Annotated in this window: 21 protein-coding genes and 2 pseudogenes; 13 read left to right on the forward strand and 10 right to left on the reverse strand. The window is 66.3% G+C overall.

The features are described from left to right. The first annotated feature begins 193 nt into the window (after positions 1-193). Positions 194-1,879, forward strand: a complete 1,686-nt coding sequence (locus OQ789_RS12310; protein WP_324686081.1) for a GMC family oxidoreductase — start codon at positions 194-196, stop codon at positions 1,877-1,879. A gap of 157 nt (positions 1,880-2,036) precedes the next feature. On the opposite strand, the gene OQ789_RS12315 is transcribed toward OQ789_RS12310, so the two are convergent. Next, a complete protein-coding gene (locus OQ789_RS12315) occupies positions 2,037-2,645 on the reverse strand; it encodes a hypothetical protein (protein WP_324686083.1) in 609 nt (202 codons plus the stop codon). A gap of 418 nt (positions 2,646-3,063) precedes the next feature. Between OQ789_RS12315 and OQ789_RS12320 the strand changes: the two genes are divergently transcribed. Further along, on the forward strand, positions 3,064-3,519 hold the full coding sequence (locus OQ789_RS12320) for a DUF1942 domain-containing protein (protein ID WP_324686357.1): 456 nt from the start codon (positions 3,064-3,066) through the stop codon (positions 3,517-3,519). Between the two features lie 154 nt (positions 3,520-3,673). Here the strand turns inward: OQ789_RS12320 and OQ789_RS26005 are convergent. Together OQ789_RS26005 and OQ789_RS12325 are read right to left on the reverse strand one after the other, a co-directional pair. Further along, positions 3,674-3,771, reverse strand: a pseudogene (locus OQ789_RS26005) (protein deglycase HchA); the annotation flags it as partial. A gap of 62 nt (positions 3,772-3,833) precedes the next feature. Then, positions 3,834-4,262 (reverse strand): hypothetical protein, encoded by a 429-nt coding sequence (locus OQ789_RS12325; protein WP_324686085.1) that lies wholly within the window; start codon positions 4,260-4,262, stop codon positions 3,834-3,836. A gap of 48 nt (positions 4,263-4,310) precedes the next feature. Here OQ789_RS12325 and OQ789_RS12330 point away from each other — a divergent pair, with 48 nt between their 5' ends. The 3 genes from OQ789_RS12330 to OQ789_RS12340 all read left to right on the forward strand — a co-directional run bounded on the left by OQ789_RS12330 (position 4,311) and on the right by OQ789_RS12340 (position 6,489). Continuing rightward, positions 4,311-4,931 carry a MerR family transcriptional regulator gene (locus tag OQ789_RS12330; protein ID WP_324686087.1) on the forward strand — a complete coding sequence of 207 codons (621 nt, stop codon included), beginning with the start codon at positions 4,311-4,313 and terminating at the stop codon, positions 4,929-4,931. A gap of 188 nt (positions 4,932-5,119) precedes the next feature. Next, positions 5,120-5,908, forward strand: a complete 789-nt coding sequence (locus OQ789_RS12335; protein ID WP_324686089.1) for an SDR family NAD(P)-dependent oxidoreductase — start codon at positions 5,120-5,122, stop codon at positions 5,906-5,908. Between the two features lie 248 nt (positions 5,909-6,156). Further along, the gene (locus OQ789_RS12340) at positions 6,157-6,489 is read left to right on the forward strand and encodes a hypothetical protein (protein WP_324686091.1); all 333 of its coding nucleotides are present in this window, start codon (positions 6,157-6,159) and stop codon (positions 6,487-6,489) included. Here the strand turns inward: OQ789_RS12340 and OQ789_RS12345 are convergent. After that, a complete protein-coding gene (locus OQ789_RS12345) occupies positions 6,477-6,731 on the reverse strand; it encodes a hypothetical protein (RefSeq protein WP_324686093.1) in 255 nt (84 codons plus the stop codon). The two genes, OQ789_RS12340 and OQ789_RS12345, sit on opposite strands and share 13 nt — an antisense overlap. Before the next feature lie 94 nt (positions 6,732-6,825). Next, complete coding sequence (locus tag OQ789_RS12350; protein ID WP_324686095.1) at positions 6,826-7,134, reverse strand: hypothetical protein; 309 nt, start codon at positions 7,132-7,134, stop codon at positions 6,826-6,828. A 412-nt stretch (positions 7,135-7,546) separates the two neighbouring features. Between OQ789_RS12350 and OQ789_RS12355 the strand changes: the two genes are divergently transcribed. The 4 genes from OQ789_RS12355 (at position 7,547) to OQ789_RS12370 (ending at position 11,264) form a co-directional block, all read left to right on the forward strand. Beyond that, a complete protein-coding gene (locus tag OQ789_RS12355; protein WP_324686359.1) occupies positions 7,547-9,007 on the forward strand; it encodes a biotin carboxylase in 1,461 nt (486 codons plus the stop codon). A 50-nt stretch (positions 9,008-9,057) separates the two neighbouring features. Then, positions 9,058-10,212, forward strand: coding sequence for a serine hydrolase domain-containing protein (locus OQ789_RS12360; protein WP_420716106.1), 1,155 nt, complete (start codon positions 9,058-9,060; stop codon positions 10,210-10,212). Between the two features lie 110 nt (positions 10,213-10,322). Continuing rightward, on the forward strand, positions 10,323-10,676 hold the full coding sequence (locus OQ789_RS12365) for a DUF732 domain-containing protein (RefSeq protein WP_420716107.1): 354 nt from the start codon (positions 10,323-10,325) through the stop codon (positions 10,674-10,676). A gap of 45 nt (positions 10,677-10,721) precedes the next feature. Continuing rightward, the gene (locus tag OQ789_RS12370; protein WP_420716109.1) at positions 10,722-11,264 is read left to right on the forward strand and encodes an FKBP-type peptidyl-prolyl cis-trans isomerase; all 543 of its coding nucleotides are present in this window, start codon (positions 10,722-10,724) and stop codon (positions 11,262-11,264) included. A gap of 31 nt (positions 11,265-11,295) precedes the next feature. Here OQ789_RS12370 and OQ789_RS12375 read toward each other — a convergent pair whose 3' ends face one another. Further along, the gene (locus OQ789_RS12375) at positions 11,296-11,739 is read right to left on the reverse strand and encodes a nuclear transport factor 2 family protein (RefSeq protein WP_324686100.1); all 444 of its coding nucleotides are present in this window, start codon (positions 11,737-11,739) and stop codon (positions 11,296-11,298) included. A 98-nt stretch (positions 11,740-11,837) separates the two neighbouring features. Then, on the reverse strand, positions 11,838-14,135 hold the full coding sequence (locus OQ789_RS12380; RefSeq protein ID WP_324686102.1) for a SpoIIE family protein phosphatase: 2,298 nt from the start codon (positions 14,133-14,135) through the stop codon (positions 11,838-11,840). Positions 14,136-14,326: 191 nt separating this feature from the next. Here OQ789_RS12380 and OQ789_RS12385 point away from each other — a divergent pair, with 191 nt between their 5' ends. Further along, the gene (locus OQ789_RS12385; RefSeq protein ID WP_324686103.1) at positions 14,327-14,980 is read left to right on the forward strand and encodes a biliverdin-producing heme oxygenase; all 654 of its coding nucleotides are present in this window, start codon (positions 14,327-14,329) and stop codon (positions 14,978-14,980) included. A 1-nt stretch (position 14,981) separates the two neighbouring features. Here OQ789_RS12385 and OQ789_RS12390 read toward each other — a convergent pair whose 3' ends face one another. Continuing rightward, a complete protein-coding gene (locus OQ789_RS12390; protein WP_324686104.1) occupies positions 14,982-15,626 on the reverse strand; it encodes a class I SAM-dependent methyltransferase in 645 nt (214 codons plus the stop codon). Positions 15,627-15,865: 239 nt separating this feature from the next. Between OQ789_RS12390 and OQ789_RS12395 the strand changes: the two are divergent. Continuing rightward, positions 15,866-17,341, forward strand: a pseudogene (locus OQ789_RS12395) (flavin-containing monooxygenase). Here OQ789_RS12395 and OQ789_RS12400 read toward each other — a convergent pair. After that, positions 17,328-18,089 carry an SDR family NAD(P)-dependent oxidoreductase gene (locus OQ789_RS12400; protein WP_324686106.1) on the reverse strand — a complete coding sequence of 254 codons (762 nt, stop codon included), beginning with the start codon at positions 18,087-18,089 and terminating at the stop codon, positions 17,328-17,330. The pseudogene OQ789_RS12395 and the gene OQ789_RS12400 sit on opposite strands and share 14 nt — an antisense overlap. A 188-nt stretch (positions 18,090-18,277) precedes the next feature. On the opposite strand from OQ789_RS12400, the gene OQ789_RS12405 reads away from it, so the two are divergent. After that, positions 18,278-18,961: a GAP family protein gene (locus OQ789_RS12405; protein ID WP_324686108.1), complete on the forward strand. Its 684-nt coding sequence runs from the start codon at positions 18,278-18,280 to the stop codon at positions 18,959-18,961. 52 nt (positions 18,962-19,013) lie between these two features. Continuing rightward, a complete protein-coding gene (locus OQ789_RS12410; protein WP_324686109.1) occupies positions 19,014-19,781 on the forward strand; it encodes a class I SAM-dependent methyltransferase in 768 nt (255 codons plus the stop codon). A gap of 132 nt (positions 19,782-19,913) precedes the next feature. On the opposite strand, the gene OQ789_RS12415 is transcribed toward OQ789_RS12410, so the two are convergent. Continuing rightward, on the reverse strand, positions 19,914-21,146 hold the full coding sequence (locus tag OQ789_RS12415) for an osmoprotectant NAGGN system M42 family peptidase (RefSeq protein WP_324686111.1): 1,233 nt from the start codon (positions 21,144-21,146) through the stop codon (positions 19,914-19,916). Positions 21,147-21,167 lie beyond the last annotated feature (21 nt).

Consider the following 21,167-nt stretch of genomic DNA (forward strand, 5'->3'; position numbering starts at 1 on the left):
CACCGACTCTATGAGCCAGACATCAGGTGATCAGGATCCAACCACCGCAACAAGCGGCAACATCACCCTGACACTGACCGGACTCTATGGCGCGGCACCGACATTTGTTCGCTACCAATCATTCCCTGACGTGGTGAGGCAGTCATCGCGCACACTGGGACGCGTATCCGACGCCTGGAGGGCCGATACCGGAATGAACCCGGTCGCCGAATTCGACTTCATCATCGTGGGAGCGGGAAGCGCGGGCTGCCTGCTCGCCAATCGTCTCAGCGCCAACCCGGATCGCCGTGTGCTCCTGATTGAGGCCGGCGGCAGAGACGACTGGTTCTGGATCAAGGTGCCGGTGGGCTATCTCTACACAATCGCCAACCCGCGCACCGATTGGGGTTTCACCACCGAGGCCGACCCGGGCCTGGCCGGCCGCAGCATTCTCTACGCGCGGGGCCGCGTGATCGGTGGCTGCTCGTCGATCAACGCGATGATCCACATGCGCGGACAGGCCAGCGACTACGAACTGTGGGCGGAGGCTACCGGTGACGAGAGCTGGCTTTGGGGCGGCGTGGACCGTCCAGGCGAGACGCTGGAGATCTACAAAAAGTTGGAAGACTATTTCGGCGGCGCCGACGAGTGGCACGGCGCCGGTGGTGAGATCCGCGTCGAACGACCACGCGTGAACTGGAAGATCCTGGACGCCTGGCAGGCCGCCGCCGCCCAGGTGGGCATTGCCCCGATCGAGGAGTTCAACCGGGGCGACAACGCAGGCAGTGCCTACTTTCATGTCAACCAACGGCGCGGCCGTCGCTGGTCGATGGCCGATGCGTTCCTGCATCCCATCGCCCACCGGCCCAACCTCACCGTCTACACGAAGACGCAGGCCTTGCGGCTGCTGATGGACTGCCAGGTCCACGAGGATCAGCGTCACGGTGCCTGGACCACCGCACAGCAACGCGTCACCGGCGTGCGGCTGCTCAAAGATGGCCAGATCGTGGACGTGCGAGCCCGCCGGGAGGTGATCCTGAGCGCCGGAGCTATCGGCTCGCCGCATCTGATGCAAGTCTCCGGTCTGGGCCCGGCCGGCCTGCTCGCCCACCATCAGGTGCCGGTGGCCGTCGATCTGCCGGGAGTAGGCGAAAACCTGCAGGACCACTTGCAGATTCGAACGATCTACCGGATCCGCGGAGCCCGAACCGTCAACACGCTGTACCGGAATTGGATCACCCGCGCGGGCATGGGACTGCAGTACCTGCTGTTGCGATCGGGACCCATGACCATGCCGCCTTCCACGCTGGGGGCTTTCGCCAAAAGCGCCCCTGCGCTACGCAGTCCCGATTTGGAATGGCATGTGCAGCCCTTGTCGTTGGCGAAATTCGGCGAACCCCTGCACCCCTTCGGTGCGATCACTCCCTCGGTCTGCAATTTGCGACCCAGCTCGCGTGGCCATGTGCGGATGGGCAGTGCAGATCCACTGAACCACCCGAAGATCTGCTGCAATTACCTGTCGACTGACGCCGATCGTCAAACCGCCGTCACGGGCCTCCGGATGACCCGGCGGATCATGGCGGCGCCGGCTCTGACCCGCTACGGCCCGCAGGAGTTGCTTCCCGGCCCGCAACTGGTGAGTGACGAAGAGTTGCAGAAGGCGGCCACCGAATTGGGTACGACGATTTTCCACCCGGTGGGCACCTGCGCGATGGGAGCCTTTGACGCACACGGCCGGCCGCGCTCGGCCGCCACGGTGCTCGACACCGACTGCCGCGTGTATCGCGTCGCCGGTCTCCGGGTGGCCGATGCGTCGGCGATGCCCACCATCACTTCCGGCAACACCAACGCGCCGGTCATGCTCATCGCGGAGCGCGCAGCACGGGCGATCGTGGGATAGGTCGACGGACGCGAGTATTCAAGTGCGACAGCGCTTTACACTGGCGTCTTGCTGCACAACGGTTTTCAACCACCCGACGTGTGCAGTTATTTCCAATCTGTTCGTGTCTGCGCGCATCGACATCGAACGAATTGCAGTTGGTAATCGGCTGATTGGGCTACAGCCCGGATGGCACGACCTTGCCGTTCACCGTCACCTCGACCTGGTCGGTCTTCGCGTTGTACCCGATGGTGCCGTGCTCGAAGTTCGACACCAGCAGGTCGCCGACGGGGTTCGCGTCGCTGGTGGGCAGACCCAGCGGACCTGCCGAACCATTGCTGCCGGTAATTGCAGGCGTGCCGTCCGGGCCGCGCGGGACATTCCAGGCCTCCCGGATTTTGCCCAGCGTGATAAATGCGGGCGTGCCGGCCTGGTCGTTCCTGGCGGTGATCACACCGCCCTGAAACTGCTGGAATACCACGCCGCTTTCCCGTGTCCCGGCGTTGCGGTCACCGGTCAGCGGCTTGCCCAGAGCATCCTTCTGCTTCTGGGTTGCCGACGAGTACTTGACGGCGATCGGACCAGTCAGCGTCACCTCGACGTCCCTCTCCCCCATCAGCTTCACCTCGGTGGGCGGCGCTGGAGAGTTAGACACCGACGTGGTGTTCACCCCGGTGTGAGGCGGTGCCGACGCGTCGACGCTCTTGCCGTTGGTGCAGCCCGCAGTCATCAGCGCGACGGCGACCAGGCCGGCTACGGCCGTGTGGCGGTATGCGATCGTTCTCATCTAGCTTCCTCTCGCGTCTTCTGTGGTGTGGGCCAAGTTGCGGCTGACCGATTCGCCCGGCCGGGGACGATTACCCGGCCACTGATTGGTGCAGGCGGTCGCGGTCTTCGTAGCTTCGAACGAACTTACAACGCGGTCATAGATGGCAGGCCAGAGCACCCGAGTATGGATCGCCTGTGCTCGATCAATATCCCGTCGATGTCCGGCACGGGCGCGATAGGCAGGAGTTGAATATGCAGCTTTACCGGTAATGAACGGCTTAGGGAGGAATCGCTCCGATATCGAGCTAATCAAGGAATGTGCGCGCAGAATCGGCGAGCGTTATCAGCAAACGTCAGGTTTGAAATTTCGAGCTGTGGATACACCTTCGATTCAGCTGCCGCTCCTGAAAGTCGGCACATCACGAAGGGAGCCCGACGTGGCGATCTCACACATTGCATCGAAAACAACGGCAGCAACAGCTGCATTGGCGGCGGCCGGAGTGCTCGCCGCAGCACCCGCATTCGCCGATCCGCAAACGCTGCAATTCGGCCAGATGGCAGAGATTTCCAGCATGGGCGGCACCATCGACTACACCGTGAGCAACCTGCAGCCGAGCGGTCACAACGACGGCGTGTGGTATTCCGACGTCACGGCTAAAGGTGTGAGCGGTAACGCAACTCCGAACATTGCAGACTTCAACGCTCGGGCCGTCAACAGCTCCACGTTCGCGGTTATGAAGGGCAACCAGACCGACGGCCTTCCTGAGGGGCCACTCCCCTTAGGCAACCCGGTTACGGGTCGGCTTTACTTCAACGTTCGCAACGGTACGAACCCCGACAGCGTCGTCTACCGGGACGCCGGAGGCACGGACAAGGTCGTCTGGAAAGGCTAGCGCCGCGTACCGGATGGCCCTCTAAGTCGGGAATAACTACGCAGACCTGGGTCCAATACACCTCGCGCGAATCACTATTCAGCGTTGCCACATCCAGAACAGCTTGGCAACAGTCAAGTTGCCGGCCGAAGAGATCTCCATGCCGCGGCGGCAGTCATCGCGACGTGTGGACGGCGTCAATCAAGACGTCGGCGGCCAGCAGGCCGAGGCTGTTCGAGGCGAGTGGGCTATCCCCGTAAGTAGCTTGCGGTCACGACGACCGTGTTCGCGCGTACATGCGGGATCTCGACACGCTCGGATTTGGCGTATTCGCTTCAAGCGGTGAGCAATCCGATTCCGAGCGAGGTCAGGCCGGCCGCCAGAGCGACTCCGCCGAAATAGACCAGTGCGATGAAACGGCTAGGCGATGTCCGGCCCTCGCCCGTCGACGCCGCGAAGAAGCCCGCGGGCATGAGCAACGCCGCCACCGGCACGCCCAGGCGCGCGAGCCAGTCCCAGGGCGCGCTCAGGTGCGCGGCGTCGGTGTAGAGCAGCGCGGTCAGCGACAAGATGAGCAACACGCCCGCGTGGGCGTGCCCGGCGCGGGCGAATCCGAGTTGGAACGGTGTTGCGGGCGCCGCACCCTGGACGAGGCGGATCAGGTAGAGTCCACCGGTTTCCACGGTGACCAGGGATAACAGCAGGATTCCCGAGAGCAGGCGGGTGGCATCGGACACGACGGCCTCCTTATTGGCGAGTTTCACTCTCCAATCATTGGATAGCTTGAGTATCTGATATGTCAAGATAGAGGCATGCGACTAGCTGATCTCTCTGCGCGCAGCGGCGTTGCCTCATCGACGATCAAGTACTACCTGCGGGCCGGCCTGCTGCACTCCGGCCACCAGCAGAGCAGCACCTGGTCGACGTACGACGACTCGCACCTGCGTCGCCTGGCACTCATCCGCGCACTCAGCGAAGTCGCGGGCCTGCCGCTGGAGTCGGTGCGACGAGTACTCGAGGTCGTCAACGACGAGTCGGTGCCGCTGCACGACGCGCTGGGAACCGCGCAATGGCTCCTATCCCCCGTCGTCGCCGAAGAACCGAGCGCCCGGTCGGCCCGGCGAGTCGACGCCTTTCTCGCCCGGCACCAGTGGGAGCTGGCTCCCGACAGCCCGCACCGCCGAGTGCTTGCCGACGCGCTCGACCGCCTCGACCAACTTGCCTTCCCCGTCCCCGACTCACTGCTCGACCAATACGCCGCGATGGTTTCCGCCCTCGCCCCCAGTGAAGTCGAACCGATCACGACCGACACGGACCGCGCGGCCGCCATCGAGCATCTCGTCATCGGAACCTTGCTCTACGAACCGGTTTTGACGACTATGCGACGCATGGCGCACGAGTCCGACTCCACTCACCGCTCCAAGCCGTCGTAACCGGTTGCGGTCGAGGCCGAAGACACGTAAAGCCCAGGGAGACAGGAGATGCCGCGACCACCGGGCCACCGACCCGGGGGTGCCACCGTGAGAGGTGCGACGATCCCGCTCTGACGCGACTCGCCATGAACTCGATATCATGCTGCGGTCCGACCAAGTGTTTTCCGCAACCCGTTTGGAAGGCCGTCATGACCACCGCCCTCATCACCGGCGCGTCCACCGGGCTCGGACGCGAGTTCGCCCGCTTGTGCGCGGCCGACGGGACCGACGTCGTCACCGTGTCCAGCGGGCGCAGCAGCGATCAGCTGAGCCAGCTCGCGGACGAACTGCGCACCGCGCACGGGGTGCAGGCCCACCCCATCACCATGGACCTGGCGACGCCCGGCGCCGGTGCCGACCTGGTCGCCCGCGTCGACGAGCTCGGCGTCGACGTCGAATACCTGATCAACAACGCCGGCATCGGCATTCTGGGCCTGAAGATCCACGAGTGCGACCCGGCGGCCGTCAGCCAGATGCTGCAGCTCAACGTCATCACGCTTACCGACCTGACCATGACCTACGCGGCGCGCATGGTCGCCGCAGGCCACGGCGCGATCCTCAACGTCAGCTCGGTGGCGGCCTACATCGTGCCGCACGGGCTGGAAGCGGCCTACGCGGCCAGCAAGGCCTACGTCAGGAGCTTCTCGGAGTCCGTGGCCGATGACCTTCGCGGCACCGGGGTCACCTGTAGCCACGTCGCACCCGGGCCCACCGTCACCGAGTTCGCCGCCACCGCCGGCCTTGCTGATGCGTCACGCTTCAACCTCGCCGCGATGTCGGCACCGGTCGTCGCCCGCGCGGGCTACAAAACCATGCGCGGGGGCCGGCGCGCATCGATTCCGGGCGTGGGGACCAAGATCATGAGCGTCGCCGCGACGGTGTCCCCGTCGAAACGGTTGACGGCCTTGGTGTCCGGCTACTTCGTCACCCGCCACTGACCTCGCTCTGGGGCAACGCGATACCGCCCATGGGCTTCACCCTAAGCGCCGAGCGTGTGCTCTATGCACCGTGACGGCCCCAATTTGATCCATAGCCCCCACGCTCGACGAGTCGGTGAACGTAGGCTTTGCTCATGCGCTCGTATGGTTATGCCGTCGGGGTGATCATCAGCGTTGTAGCGCCTGGTATCAGCGGTACGGCGTGCACCAAGAGCACCGCCGGACACGCGACTCATACCACTAGCGGTGTGGCCGGCTCGCTGATCACCACCCCGGCGCCAACGGCGCCGACCTCGGTGGCGCCCAACGGCAACCCAGTCGGCACGGCAGTGATGAAGGTCAGCGGCGGCAGCGGCCCCGTGACGATCCGTTACCGGATCAACGGCGGCCCCGAGCAGACCGAGACCAATGTGCCCCTGCCGTGGGAAAAGCAGTACCCCGTCTACAACGAACTGGAGTCCCGGGTGGCCGCCGACGGTGGGGACGCTGCCCTCATCTGCTCGATCATCATGAATGGCGACAAGCTGGTGTCGTTCAAGAGCGAACCGCGGCCCGTATGCAACTTCTCTTACTGGGGGTGACCGTCGACGTCATCCGAACCGCGGGCGGCGGGATCGCCGTCGGCGGACCGCTCGCAGACCGTCGAGGGCGGCGGTATCGGGGATGATCCGCCGCGATAGATGTCGAGATATGGTGCGGCGTAGGGGTTTTTCCACGGCTGCACGCCGCCCCGGCGCCTGCGCACGTACCTCACCGTGAGGACGCCGCAGCCCACCACGAGGAAGGCCACCAACAGCACTTTGAGGACCAGTAGCGCAGTCATCTAGCGAAGTCTAGGCTTCTTCGGGCCGGGAATCGCGCGTGGGCTGGCCGCGAGACGCGTTGTCCCACATCAGGTGCCACGAAAAGTGTGCCTATCAGCCCGCCGGTGGCCGGCACACGTTGGCGCCCGGATCCCACCACCAGCCGTTGTCGCACGCGAGCGGTTGCGGACCGACACCGAGGGGTCTGCACACGTTGGCCGTCGGGTCCCACCACTGGCCGGGGTCGCACGCCAGGGGTTGCGGGCCGACCCCGAGCGGTCGGCAAACCTTGCCGGTCGGGTCCCACCACTCCCCGTCCCCGCAGTCGGCCTTACTTATCGCCGGCGTCATGATCGTCACGGCGGCGATCGATGCGAACGCCAACATAGTGATGACTACGCATTGTCGAATGAACGTCCTCATGTGGGCCTCCCATCGTCTTTCCACTATCGAACCCAGTGCGAGCACGCGGGTCAAGAGTGTTTTTGCGATCCAGCAAAGAAAAGGGACAACCCTTCGCGAACGAATATGGCGCCGCGGGAGGCCTACCACCACATGTGCTCCGACGACACCCGGAGGCACGGCCGCGGATGTCCGGCTTCGCCGGCGTTCAAATCGCTTGTACCCCAGCGATATAAGCGGCCACCGCTGACTTTGCGCCAGGGCATCCCATCGGCGCCCGGGATCGTTGATCTTTCGACACGGCCGCGAACAGGGCGCACACTTGTCACATGGAGGAAAGTCATTTCGTCGCCGATGCGCTGACCACGCCACTTCTGGCCGCTCCCCGACCCGCGAGCCGGGTTCGGTACTCGATGTCGCGGTTGTTGGCGTGATGGCCCACGAGCCGCGAACGCTGAACGGACTCTCGGACGTGCGCGCGTTCTTCCACACCAACGCCGTACCGTTGTATTTCATCTCACCGACGCCGTTCAACCTGTTGGGCATCGACCGCTGGATACGAAACTTCTTCTACCTCACCTACTTTGACTCCTTCGAGGGCACACACTCGCGCGTGTTCGTGCCCCGGCGGCGTGACCGCCTCGATTTCGACTCCATGGGCGACGTGTGCAACCACCTGTTGTCCGATCCCGAGACGCTCGAGTTCATCGCGGGCCGAGGACCCGGCGGCAAGGCCTGCTTCGTGATGCTCGACGGTGAGACACAGTCCCTCGCGCGCCAGGCCGGCCTGCAGGTCATGCACCCGCCGGCCGAGCTGCGTCAACGCCTGGGCTCCAAGGTCGTCATGACGCGGCTGGCCAACCAGGCGGGCGTGCCCAGCGTGCCCCACGCGATCGGCCGGGCCGGCTCGTACGACGAGCTGCTGACGCTGGCGCGCAATGCCGGACTGGGGGACGACCTCGTCGTCTCACTCGCCTACGGCAACGCCGGCAGCGGGACATTCTTCGTGCACGGTCAGCGTGACTGGGACCAGCACGCCGGCGACCTGACCGGGCACGAAGAGGTCAAGGTCATGACGCGGATCCGCAATGTCGAGGTGTGCATCGAAGGTGCGGTGACCCGCCACGGCACCGTGATCGGACCCGCGATGACGAGTCTGGTCGGCTACACGGAACTGACCCCGCACCGCGGCAGCTGGTGCGGCAATGACATCTGGCGTGAAGTGTTGCCGCCGGACCAGACGCGCGCCGCGCGCGAAATGGTGCGGACGTTGGGTGGCGTCCTGAGCCGCGAAGGCTACCGTGGCTACTTCGAGGTGGACCTGCTGCACGACCTGGACTCCGGCGAGCTCTACCTCGGTGAGGTGAACCCCCGCCTGAGTGGCGCCAGCCCGATGACGAACCTTACCACCGAGGCCTATGCGGACATGCCGCTGTTCCTCTTCCATCTGCTCGAATACCTGGACGTGGACTACGAACTCGACATCGAGGAGATCAACACCCGCTGGGAGCGGGGCTACGGCGAGGACGAGGTCTGGGGCCAAGTGATCATCACGGAGACCTCGTCCGAGGTCGAGCTATTCACCGCCACGCCGCGCACGGGTGTATGGCGCATCGACGACGACGGTCGCGTTACCTTTGCGCGTTCCGCCAACGACTGGGCCACGCTGCTCGACGGCTCCGAGGCCTTCTACATGCGCGTCGCGGCGCCCGGCGACTTACGCTCCGAGGGCGCCCAACTCGGCGTGCTCGTCACCCGCGGACACCTGCAGACCGAGGACTACCAGCTCAGCGAACGTTGCCGGCGCTGGGTCAAGGGCATGAAGGCGAAATTCGTGTCGACGCCGTTGGTGCCGGCCGCGCCGATCGTCTCGCGGCTCGTTGCACGAGCGTGACCGGCGGTCGCACGCGGCACCTTCCGGCCGGCATCTCTCTGGGCAACTGGATGTCGGCACCGTATGCTCATTGGTCCTTCCAACACGTCGAAGACTTTGTGCCGACGGCCGTGATCTCGCGTGGGACCGGACCGATCGCGGCGCTGCCCCCGGCCACCTCGCCCCTGTCCGCCATCCCGGTGACCAGTGCCGACGGGACGGCCACCACGGTGGGGGCGGTGATGGCCACCACCGGCACCGACGGGTGGGCCGTCTGCCACCGCGGGTCGATGGTGGCCGAGGAATACCTCCACGGTCTCAAGGCTCGGACGCGGCACCTGCTGTTCTCGGTGAGCAAATCGCTGGTGGCGGTCGTCGTCGGCGCGCTGCACGGGGCCGGCGCCATCGAGCTCGATGCGGCCGTGACGAAATATGTTCCCGCCCTGGCGAACTGCGGGTACGCGGGCGCGACGGTGCGCCACCTGCTGGACATGAGGTCGGGCATCGGCTTCTCGGAGGACTATCGAGATCCGGCGGCGGAGATTCATCTTCTCGACCAGGCGATGGGCTGGGCGCCCAAGACCAATCCGGGTGCTCCCGAAACGCTGCAGGCATTCCTGTTGACCTTGCGGCAGAAGTCCGCGCATGGCGGACCGTTCCAATACCGTTCGTGTGAAACCGATGCGCTGGGCTGGATCTGCGAGGTCGCCGGAGGCGAGCGGATGCCCGAGCTGATGTCGCAACTCGTCTGGACGCGCATCGGCGCCTGTCGCGACGCGACGATCGGTATAGACGCAAGTGGCACAGGGTTTTTCGACGGTGGTGTCAGCGCCTGCGTTACCGACATGATCCGGTTCGGTGCGCTGTTCTTGCGCGACGGCGTCTCGTTGACCGGCCGGCAAGTGATACCGGCGGCGTGGGTCGCCGACACTCTCGGCGGCGGGCCGGACTCGCGCCAGGCGTTCGCCTCCAGCCCCGACGACAACGAAATGCCCGGCGGGATGTACCGCAACCAGATGTGGTTCCCCTATCCGGGCAGCGATGTCGTGTTGTGCCAAGGGATGTGCGGTCAGATGATCTACGTCAACCGCAGTGCGGAACTCGTCGCCGCCAAGTTGTCCACCCAACTGGACTCTCATGAGCCGCACATGCTCGACACATTGCGCGCCTTCGATGCCGTGACACGCGAATTGGCGGGAAACGCGAACCGGCCACCGGCGCGTTGAGAATTCCGACGGGCCGCGTCTGCGCATGTTGGCTATTCTGCTGACGGACTCGCTGTGCGGCGGCCCTCCTTTGGCGATTTGGATCGCGTCGGCGAATGAAAGGGAGTTACATGCCCTCACCTCGAAGGCTGGCCAAAGCGGCCGTCCCCATCATGGTTTGCGCCGCGGTCTTGAGCAGTCCCGGAATCGCGGCCGCAACCCCCCAAGACGATGCGTACCTCGCGCAATTGCGCGCCGCCGGCCTCACGTGGCCGCCGAGGACGGAAGAAGCGCTCATCGCGGAGGCGCACGACGTGTGCTACGACCTCACGTGGGGCTGGACACCGCAACAGATCGCCGACGACCTGCACGCCCGCCTGGACACCAAGGGCGTGACGCTGCTGGAAATCGGAAGCCTGGTCAACGCGGCCCACTCGGTCTATTGCCCCGGCAACGTGTGCGACGCCCCCAGCCTGTGCACGTGACCGACTGGGCGTGGCTGTAGCGTGACGGCCGTGAAGCCTTCCCGGATGTATTCCGCCGCCGCGCTGGCGGCCTCTGTCGCAGCAACCGCCCTGAGCCTCGCGACAGCGGGCACGGCCACCGCGGCCGGCTCATGCCCCACCGCGGCACCGCCGAACGGCGGAACGCCTGACTGGACGCTCAGCGGCACCACCGGCAGCGTCGCGGTCACCGGGTCGACCGACACGACCGCCCCGCTGATCAACGTGACCACCCCGTTCAGCGTCGGCCAGACCCAGGTGCACACCCTGCACGCCGGAGACGGACCGGTGGTGTCGAGCACCGCCACGGTCTCCGTCTGCTACATGGGTGTCAACGGGCGCGACGGGTCCGTGTTCGACAGCAGCTACCAGCGCGGCGCCCCCGTCGACTTCCCCCTGACCGGCGTCGTGCCCGGCTTCCAGAAGGCCATCGCGGGGCAAAAGGTCGGGTCCACAGTGGCCGTCGCGATGGTGCCGGCGGATGGCTACCCCCAGGGCCAGCCCAGCGCGGGGATCCGGCCCGGTGACTCACTGGTGTTCGCGATCAAAATCCTCAGCGCGTCAGGTTAATCCGGACCACCGAAATCCCTTGTGCCGTAGGTCAATCAGCCAACGGTGCGAACATGAGCGCGGGATCTATGCCGAGCTGCGCGGCGACGTGAGTGGTGTCCCAATACTCACGCCAGTGGGTGATCGCGCCGTCGCGAACCTCGAAAAGCGCAGTGACGTAGAACGTGACCGCGACGCCGTTCATGGAGTTGACGTCGACCCGCTCGACGACGACGGTGTCGCCGTCGGACACGATCGTGCGGATTTCGCTGCCCTCGATCATGCCCGTAGACAGGGTGCTGTGTTTCTCGAGTTCCGCGCGCGCCGCGTCTCGTCCGCGAACCACCGGTGAGAGCGGCACGTGCAGTTGCCACACGAAGTCGTCGGCCATGAGCGCGGTCATGGCGTCGATGTCCATGCTCTGGCCGTAGGCGGCATGGATGAAATCGACGACCCTTTTCTCGTTGTCATTTTTGGCCGCAACGCTTTTCGGCATCACATCGTTCCTTCAGGATGATCGCAGTTCGCTATTGGTCGAACTGTAGACGGCTGCCGGTCGATCGGGCGGTGATATACGAACCGCTTAGCGACGGCTCAGGGACGCCGCAACGTGATGATGGTGACGTCGTCGTCGGTGTGGCCCGACGCCATCGCCGTCCAGATCTGGGTAGCCGCCGTGTCGGCCGCCCGGCCCAGTAACCCGGCCAGCAGGTCGAGCCCGTCGTCGATCGATTCGCCGCGGCGTTCCACGAGACCGTCGGAGAACAGCACCAAGCCGTGTCCGGGTTCGAGGGTGAAACTGCTGGGTGCGTATCTGATACCCCTGATGCCGATCGGTGGTGACAGCGTGATCGGAGCGGGGACCACCTCCGTGGGCGCGTTTGCCGTCGCGTCCGTCAGGTACGGCATCAGGTGGCCCGCCGAGGCGGCCTCCACCTGGCCCGAGCCGAGGTCGACTCGTGCCGCGATCACGGTGGCGAAGGCGCCCGGCAACATGTGCAGGCAGAAGTCGTTGAGTTGGTTGAGCGCCTCGGCCGGCGCCGCGCCGGCGAACAACTGGGCGCGCAGCGCGTTGCGCAGCGCCGCCATGGTGCCGGCGGCCGCGATGCCGTGCCCGGCGACGTCGCCGATCAGCACGATCAGCCGGCCATCGCGGAGCTCGAACGCGTCGTACCAGTCGCCACCGACGTTGTCTCCCGCGGCCGGTTCATAGTGCGCGGACAGCTGCCAGCTGTCGAGTTCGGGGATCGACTCGGGCAGCAGGCTGCGCTGCAGCGTCTCGGCCAACCGCAGCGCTCCCCGGGTGCGGCGGTACAGCGACTCGACCAGGTGGCGCCGCAACGCCCCGGCGGATTCGGTTTCGCTCAGCGACCACGGCTCGCTGCGCTGGTGGACGATCTCGCGCCACCGCTCGAACGATTTGCGCGGGCTGAGCCGAACCTGGTCGTCCTTGCTGACCGCGATCGCCTTGTTGTACGGGTCGCCGCCCCAGTCGACCGAGCGCAGCACCTCGCGGCGGAACCAGATGGCGTACTGCCCGTCGGGCAGGTTGAGGGCGAGCGCGCCGGCGGCCAACTGCGGGTCCAGCTCGAGTTCGGGCAGCGCGCGGGCCAGACATTCGCTGCTCGCGATCTCGTCGTCCGCGTCACGCGCCCACGCGGCGACGGATGCCACGACCTCCGGGGGTGGCACCGCCCCACGCATCCGGAGGTCGCCCCCGATGTTGACGACCACTCCGTCGGCGGGCACCAGGTCGAGCAGGTCGGGCGCGCCGAGCAACGCCGTCGACAGCGGCTCGCCGTCGTCGAGCGTGACGGCGAGCAGCTTGCCCAGGACGGCCTGCGCCGCCAGCCGCTTGTGCAGCTGTTCGTCCTCGAACCGGTCGACGAGTCGCAGCGACAGGGTCGAGCCGAGGAACTCGGCCGCCGCCCGGGTGCCGAAGGGCGGCAGGTGCGGACCGGCGTAGTGGTGGCAGGCGATCAGCCCCCACAGCCGCCCATGCCGCAGCAGCGAGATGGACATCGACGCGTGCACACCCATGTTCTGCAGGTATTCGATATGGATCGGCGACACGCTGCGCAAGGTGGCGTAGGTGAGATCCAGCGGCGTGCCGCCGGCCGGGTCGACAGCGGGCACCAGCGGTGCGGGCGTGTAGTCGACGTCCGAGATGAGCCGAATCCAGTTCTTTTCGTACAGTGCGCGTGCCTGCGCGGGGATGTCGGTGGAGGGATAGTGCAGGCCCAGGAAGGAGTTGAGGTCGTCGCGCTTGGACTCGGCGACAACCTCGCCGTTGTACTCGTCGTCGTAGCGGTAGACCATCACCCGGTCGAAGCCGGTCAGATCGCGGACGGCGCGCGCGGCGGTGGCGTACAGGTCGGTCAGCGTGGAGGCACGGTTCAGCTCCTCCACCGCGCCGCGGACCGCTTGGTAGGTGTTCGGGAACGAGAACGGCCGATCGCCGTAGGCGATCTCGAGTTCCACCAGCAGCACGCCGCCCGGTTCACGGTGCAGGATGGCGTCGAACGCCCGCGCCTCGCCGGCGACATCGATGGTGACCTCGACCGGGTTGTTCTGGCGCAGACTGCCGAAGGTGGCCGCGACCTGCTCGACGCGGGCGGCTTGCTCGGTACCGATCAGCGCCGACAGATGCCGGCCCAAGACTGCGTCGATGGGACGACCGAGCAGGTCGGCGACGTTCGCGCTGACCTGACGCACCTCGAACGCGGGCTCCTGCACCACCGCGAGCGCGCCGCGCGGCTGGATGCTGCCGGGGATGTGGATCGGTTCCCGCGCACAGTTGTCCAGGTCGATGGGGGTGCCCACCGGAACCAGGTCGTCGGTTGGCTGATCCGCGGGTGCCGATGGCCAGACCAGCCGCTCGTCGTTCGTCACGTGACCGGCGTTATCGGGGGGTGAGGGGTAGCAGCCAGGTCTCCAAACTATCAATGTGCGTGGTCATTGGGGACACGGCCGGCCGCGGTTCGCGATTCAGGGGCAGAAATGTCGGGCACCGGTTGTGCCGCGCGTTCAGCCCGGTGCAGTAACCGCCCCGCTGTGCTCACCAATGTAATCTGAGCAGCGTCATGTGCTCGAGCGCCGCCCCAGCAAGCCGCCGTCTGTCGGTCGCGATGAAAGAGGGCTCGGCGAGCGAACACGACGCCGCCGAGCAGAGTCCCTTCATGTCCGAACTACTCGCCGGGCGGATCGGCGCGGCGGGCTATTCCGAATACCTGTTGCGGTTGCGCGTGGTGTACGCCGCCCTGGAAGACGCCGTGCGGGCCCGCCGTGACGATTCCATGGTCGCCGCCGTGTACGACCCCGCGTTGGAGCGCCTGGCCGCCATCGACGCCGACCTCGAACACTGGCTGCCCCAAGCCGCCGAACGGCGGGTCGACTCCCCCGCGGCGGCGGCCTACGCCGAGCGGCTCGGGTCCCTCACGTGGGGCGGTGGGCTGGTCGCCCACCACTACACGCGCTATCTCGGTGATCTCTCCGGAGGTCGCGGCATCGGCAAAATCTTGGGGCGTGCGTTCGAGCTGCGCGGCGCGGGTCTCGCGTTCTACGAATTCCCGGTGCGGCCCAAGCCGTACAAGGACGCCTACCGGGCCCGCCTGGACGCCCTGCCCGCCGACGCCGACGAGATCGATCGCATCGTCGGTGAGGTGAAATTCGCCTTCGGCCTGAACCAGGCCCTCTTCGACGAGCTGGCCGAAAACTTGGCGGATCACCGAGGCTGAATCATGCCGGGGAGCGGCCCCAGCGAACCTGCGCGGCGACAAACCAGGTGCCGTCGAACAGCACCTCTCCCCCGAGTTCGTCGGCAAGTTGCCGACCGGCAAGGTAGCGCTTGAACACGCGGTGACGCGATCCGTCGTTGAGGATCCGCTCTTGCCACTGTTCGGATTCCGCTCCGGGGCGTCGCGCCGAATCGATGACGACCAGTTCCCCCGCCACCCGGCGTGTCTCGGCCAGAAAGGCTTGGCGTTCATCGGCGGGAAGATGCCCGTAGAAGTGTCCGGTCATGACTCGGTCAAAGGCGCTGTCCGCAAAAGGCAACGCCAGAGCGTCAGCCACGACCGCAACGCCGTGCGGCAACCGCGTCTGGGCCAGTTCGACCATGGCCGGGCTCTGGTCCGCGCCCACCACAAAGCCGCGTAGGTGGCGGGTCAAAAAGCCGCTGCCGCACGCGACGTCCACCGTGCGGGCGACCGGCAGCCCGGCAACCAACCTCACCACTTGATCGACTTCTGCGCTCCAACCCGGCCGGTCACGCTGAGCGAATTGCCCTCGGCCTAAATACCACTCGTCGTATTCTGCGGCGCGCCGGTCGTAGTAGTTTGCGGTGGCGGGGTCTCGGGCGAAGGCCGGGGAGATTGGCGACATCCCGTCAATCTTCGTCGAGGCGACGGCGGATCGCCACCGAATTACCCGCGCTATCTCGGAGATCTGTCCGGCGGCCGTGGCTGCGCGGGCAACTATTGCCGCACCACTCGAACAAACATAGGGTTGAGAATACCCAAGTAGTTGATTGGACGCGGACTCCAACGACCACATCGCTTTCGGTTCCGGAAACTGCGGGGGCTGCGATCACCGCCGGTCACGGTTGATGCGAAAGGGCTTGCATGACTGCGCCGTTCCCTCGACCCAGAAATCCTCGCATCGTGATCGTCGGGGCCGGTATGGCCGGCATCGCCGTCGCCCATGTCCTGCGGCAAGCCGGCTTCACCGACTTCACGATCCTGGAAAAGGGTTCAGACGTCGGCGGCGTCTGGCACTGGAACCGATACCCGGGCCTGAGGTGCGATATACCCTCGCATGCTTACCAATTCGCATTCGCGCCGAAACCCGACTGGAAGAACGTCTGGGCCACCGGGGACGAGATACAGCAGTATCACCGGGACGTTGTCGAAAGCCTCAACCTTCGTCAACATCTGCGGTTGGGCTGCGAGGTCACCTCGGCGGTGTTCGCCGACAACCGGTGGCGGGTGTGCGTCGCCGGCGGTGAGCAGCTCGACGCCGACTTCCTCGTCGCCGCCACAGGTGTGCTGCACCATCCTTTCACCCCGGACATTCCCGGCTTGGATTCCTTCGCCGGACCCGTTGCGCATACCGCCCGTTGGACGGGCATCGACGCGGCGGCAAAGCGTATCGCGGTTATCGGCACCGGATCTACTGGCGTTCAGGTGTTTTCCGCGATACAGCCGCACGCGGCGCACATCACTCATTTCGTCCGCAGCCCGCAGTGGGTGATGTGGATGCCGATGGGGTTACCGCAGCCGCGTCTCGTCGGTCGGGTTCTTGCGGTAATGCCAGGGCTCGGGCGATCGGTCGACCAGGCGCAGCGCCTCGGTTCCGACCTGTTCGTTGACCTGGTGACCAAACCGACCTGGCGACGACGGCTGGCCCAGCGCTATGCGCGCCTGTGCCTGCGAGTTCAAGTGCGCGACAAGGATCTCCGCGCTCGACTCACCCCCGACTACCAACCGTTTTGCAAGCGACAGGTGATATCCGGCAGCTATTACCGAGCGATCAGCAAGCCCAACGCCAGCTTGGTCACCGTGCCCATCACGGCGGTCACGCCCACCGGCATACGAACCGCTGACGGCGTGCACCATGACCTCGACGCGATCGTGCTGGCCACCGGCTTTCACGCGCACAATTACATGCGTCCGATGAACCTGCGTGGCCGCGATGAACTCTCTATCGACGACGCCTGATCGAAAGGGCCTCGCGCATGGGCGATGACCGCAATCCCGGGGTTTCCCAACCTGTTTACCGTCATGGGCCCGAACTCGCCGACGGGGGTCTTGGCCATGCAACTCGTCGCCGAACTGACTGCACGCTACATTGTGGGATGGCTGCGGCGATTCCGCGACGGCGAGATCACCACTGTGGAAATCACCGAAGAAGCCACCAGCCGCTTCGCCGACGACGTCAGCGAGGCGATGGGTCCAACGGTGTGGAACACCGGTTGCAACTCCTGGTACTTCACCGACGACGACCACATCGACCTCTGGCCATTCGACCGCAAACGGCTCACCAGAATGCTGACCGATCCGGACGACGCCGACTATCTCCTGAAGGTCACACCTGATTGAATCCGCCGTCGGCAGTAACCGTGGATCCGGTGCTGAAGCTCGACAGATCGCTGGCTAAAAAGACTGCGGCATTGGCAATCTCGACAGGGTCGGCGAAGCGGCCCAGCGGGATCGTGGCGATCCGACCGGCGCGGAACTCTTCGATCGAAGCGTCGGGATCGGTCTGCGCGGCCAAAGCGTTGCTTCCCGGCGTGGCTGTGGACCCGGCCACGATCACGTTGACCCGGATGTTGCGATCGGCGAGTTCGTTGGCCCACGCCCGGGCCAGCGACCGGACGGCCGCCTTGGTGGCAGCGTAGATGCTCAGCCCGGCCCGGCCCCGGTCCGCGGTGGTGGAGCCGGTCAGGATGACCGAGGCGCCGTCGTTGAGCAGCGGCAGTGCTTTCTGCACGGTGTAGACGACTCCCTTGACGTTGGTGGTCAGCAGCGCGTCGAGGTCGTCGTCGGTGATCTCCCCCAGCGGGGCCACCCTGGTGGAACCGGCGTTGGCCATCACGATGTCGAGGCCCTTGCCGGCGGCCGCGACCTCGGCATAAAGCCGGTCAACGTCCTCCGGCGTCCCGACATCGCCGCGCACCGCGGTGGCACGCGGGCCCAATATGGATGCCGCACTGTCGAGTTCGGGCCGGCGCCGGCCCGTGATGAACACGCGGCCGGCGCCCTCGGCAATGAACCGCCGCGCGGTGGCCAGCCCGATGCCCGAGTTGGCGCCGGTGATGACGGCGATCTTGTTGTCCAGCAAGCCCACGCATCGATAATGCCGCCCGATGCATGCCCCGACGCCGGCGCCCCCGTATCGCCCACGGTGAGCGCGATCACGGGCGACAACGAACTAAAGTCTGCACCATGATCGCCGCCTTGATCGTGTCGTCGTGGTCAGTGCGCAGCCCGCTGCGGGCGGCCTGGCTATCCGCACGCTAGGCCCGGTACCGACGCGTGGTAGCACTGGCACTGGCGCTTGCCGGACTGGCGTTTCTCGACTCGCTCAACGTGCTCAACCTGGGGGTCGTCTCGGCCGTCATCTTCGACAGCCGACTGGGTCGCCGGTCACCGATGCCCGGCGCCCTGAGCTACATCGCGGGCGTGTTCGCGGTGACGACCACGTTCGGGATGTGCGCGGTGCTGGGCCTCGGCTTGGTCACCGAGGTGCTCGACTTCCACCTGACACCGGCGATTCGCTTCCGGGGCGAACTGCTGCTGGGGCTCGTGCTGATCGGTCTGGCGTACTTCCCGCTGACCGCGCAATCATCGGCACCCGGGTGGGCGCTGGCCGCGATGCGGCAACGGCCGTGGCTGCTCGGGTTTTTGGGGCTCGCGGTGGGCAGCGGCCAAGCCCCGACCGCCGTGCCCTACCTGACCGGCCTGGCGATGCTCGCCGCCCTGCACCCACGACCGCCGCTGTGGCCGCTGGTCATCATCGGGTACTGGGCGATCGCGCTCTCGCCGCCGCTGCTGATCCTTGCCCTCTCGACGAGGAAAAGCCTGCGGGCCAAGCGTATTCAGCGCGCCATCGTGCGTGCCCTCACCCGCTACGGCCCGATATCGGTGCGGCTGTTGTTCTTAATTTTCGGGACGGGGCTCATCGGCGACGCGCTCATCAATCACAGCGCGTTGTGGTGACGCGTCGCGGTCTCACATGTCATGCACAGCGAGCTGGATTACCTTGTCGCGTGTGACCGATCGTCAAGAACGCGCGATGTCCTTCGGTTCGATCGCCGAAGACTACGACGGCCTGCGGCCGCGCCCTCCGCGCCAGGCGGTGGGCTGGTTGCTGCCCTCGCCGTGTGCGGTGGCCGTCGACGTCGGTGCGGGCACCGGGCTGTTCACCCGCAAACTGGTGGGCAGAGTGGCGGACGTCATCGCCGTCGAACCCGACGCGCGGATGCGCGCGGTCCTGGCCGAACGATCCCCCACCGTTCGCGCCGTGCAGGGCACCGGCGAGGCGATTCCCCTCGCCGACCAATCCGCGGATGCGCTGTTCGTCTCGTCGGCGTGGCACTGGATGGATCCCGACCGGGCCGTGCCGGAAATCGGCCGGGTGCTGCGCGACGGCGGCCGGTTCGGGTTGATCTGGACCAGCCGGGACCGCGACGTGGACTGGGTCCGCGACCTCGAGGTGCTGCCCGGCGACGACGCGCCCGCCGCTGACTCCCCCGATCGTTTCCGCCGGCGCCATGAGAACGTCGTACTGCCCGATCCGCAGATCTTCCACAACATTGCCCGCGAGACGTTCACGTTCGTGCGCACCATGAACGTCGACGACATCGTCGCGATGATCGGCACCTACAGCCGGGTGATCATCGCGTCCCCCGACGACCGCGCCGAACGTCTCGCCAGGGCTCGCGCGGTCTTGACGGAGCGTTTTCCCGGGGCCGACACGATCGACATTCCCATGCAGTCCCGGTGCTGGCGTGCCGACCGGATGGCCCGCGGCCGCTGAGCGCGCGGTCGCGTTTCTTTCTTCCGAATGTCTTGCGAATTACAAACAGTCCGGCTGGGGCCACGAGTCCGGCAAGGCCGGCATCGAAACCTATCTCCAGACGAAAATCGTCTGGGTCCAGATGTAGCGGCCTCAGGCCTGGGGGCCCTCCGGCGGCCAGTGCGTCCCGGGCGCCGCGTCGCCGGGCCTCTCGTGATCGCCACGGGACAACGGCACCCAGCGCTCGCTGGGGGCGGGCTGCTCGGACGAGGGGAAGTCGCGCAGGCTGCCGGTCGGCTTGGCATCCCACTTGGCGAACGTCAGCGGTGTCTGCAGCCAGGCGTGCAGCAGCTTGTAGGCCGCTTCCAGCGACTCGATGTGGGTGCGTTCCCAGCCGTGGCTGCCGTCGAGGCCGAAGCCGACCAGCGCGGCGCGGGTGTTGGCCCCGGCCTCGATGGCCGCCGCGGCATCGGAGCGGTAGTAGCGAAAAACGTCGCGGGCGAACGGAATTCCCTGCTCCTGCGCGAGCCGGCAGAGCTTGCGCGTCAGGTGGTAGTCGAACGGGCCGTGCAAGTCGGCCATCGGGATCGTCACGCCGTCCTCGAGGGAATGCTGGCCGGGCGCGCACACCGCGTTGTCCACCGAGATCAGCTCGGCGACGTCCGCGGGCAGGCCGTGGCTGGCGCCATGGCCGACCTCCTCGGTGATGGTGACCATGATCGTGGTGCGGTGCGGCAACACCACTTTGTTCTCGGAGAAGTTCTTGGCCAGGGCCAGCGCGATCGCGACCCCCGCCTTCCCGTCCAGGTGACGGGAGACGACGAAACCGTCGGCGGTGAGCTCGGGGCTGGTGATCAGCGCCACGAAATCGCCGATCTGCAGGCCTAGCCGAACGAGGTCCTCCCGCGTGGACACCTTGCGATCGATGCGAACCTCGACGTGCTCCCAATCCGTGGGTTGCGTGTCGATCTCGTCGCCGAATGCGTGCCCACTGGCTTTCAGCGGCATGACCGTGCCGGTGATGAACTCGTCGGGGTCGTCGATGAAGATGCGCACCCGGGCGCCCGCCGCGAACCGCGCCGAAAACGTGCCGACCGGAACCAGTTCGAGGCGGCCGTTGTCCTTGAGCTCGCGGACCATGCAGCCGATGGTGTCGGAGTGCACCACCACGGCCCGGTCGATGGTCGGGGACTCACCCGGGAGCTCGGCGGTCAGCGCGCCGCGCCGGGTCAGCTTGAACGGCACCCCGAAGTCGTCGAAGATGTCGCCGATCAGCTGCATCACCGCGTCCGTGCGTCCCGACGGGCTCGGGGTCTGCAACAGCGCGAGCAGCGTGTCGATCATCCACGCGCGGTCGGCCTCGGCCATGGCCGCGGTCTGGCCCACGTCATCTCCTCTCGAGTCGTC

This window comes from Mycobacterium sp. 94-17 (assembly GCF_035617725.1).
GTDB lineage: Bacteria > Actinomycetota > Actinomycetes > Mycobacteriales > Mycobacteriaceae > Mycobacterium.